The 1,027-nt window shown below is 65.1% G+C and carries 1 protein-coding gene; it reads left to right on the top strand.

Translation table 11 applies throughout. The features are described 5' to 3' along the window. Positions 1-1,027 (top strand): aldehyde dehydrogenase family protein (locus tag PFH44_RS27915; RefSeq protein ID WP_283826887.1); only part of this gene is annotated, 1,027 nt, incomplete at both ends.

The raw sequence follows: 1,027 nt of genomic DNA, 5'->3' as shown, positions 1-1,027 counted from the left end.
GCCTGCTGCTGAGCGCTGCCGAACAGATGCTGCTGCGCGAAGCCCGCTTTATCGCCGCTATGGCGGCAGAAACCGGCGCAACGGCGCACTGGTCCGGCTTTAACGTCCATCTGGCCGCCGATATTCTGCGCGAAGCCGCCGCGCTTACCACCCAGATTGAGGGACAGATAGTGCCGTCAAACGTGCCGGGAAACCTGGCGATGGCCGTGCGCCAGGGCGCCGGCGTCGTGCTCGGGATGGCGCCGTGGAACGCGCCGCTGATCCTGGCGACGCGGGCGATTGCCACTCCTCTGGCCTGCGGCAACACGGTGATCCTCAAGGGCGCCGAGCTGTCGCCCGCCTCTCAGGGGTTAATTATTGAGGCCCTCGCCGCTGCCGGATTCCCCGACGGCGTCATCAACTACCTGACCTGCGCGCCTGAGGATGCGCCGGCGTTGGTCGAGTCGCTGATTGCCCATCCCGCGGTGCGGCGGGTCAATTTTACCGGCTCCACGCCGGTGGGCCGGATCGTTGCCCGCACCTGTGGGCAGCATCTGAAGCCCGCGGTACTTGAGCTGGGCGGAAAAGCCCCGCTGCTGGTGCTCGATGACGCCGATCCTGAACAGGCGGCGGCGGGGGCCATATTTGGCGCTTTCGCCAACGCCGGGCAGATCTGTATGTCAACCGAACGCATTATCGTCGACCGCGCGATTGCCGATGAGTTTGTCGCGCTTATCAGCCGCCGCGCGGCGAACCTGCCCGCCGGTTTGATCGGGCCGGTCGTCGATATGAAGACCGTGACGCGCTGCAATGCGCTGATTGACGATGCGCTGACAAAAGGCGCCAGGCTGCTGTGCGGCGGCAAGGCCACGTCGGTGCAGATGGATGCCACCCTGCTGGACGGCGTCACCCGCGACATGCGCATCTGGAGCGAGGAGTCGTTTGGGCCGGTGAAAGCGATTATCCGCGTCAGCGGTGAAGAGGAAGCCCTGGCCGTCGCCAATGAGAGCGAATACGGGCTTTCATCGGCGGCTGTCTCTTTTACACA

This window comes from Klebsiella sp. Ech2A, from assembly GCF_030078455.1.
GTDB classification, from domain to species: domain Bacteria; phylum Pseudomonadota; class Gammaproteobacteria; order Enterobacterales; family Enterobacteriaceae; genus Klebsiella; species Klebsiella terrigena.
This window is presented reverse-complemented; position numbering and strand designations above follow the sequence as displayed.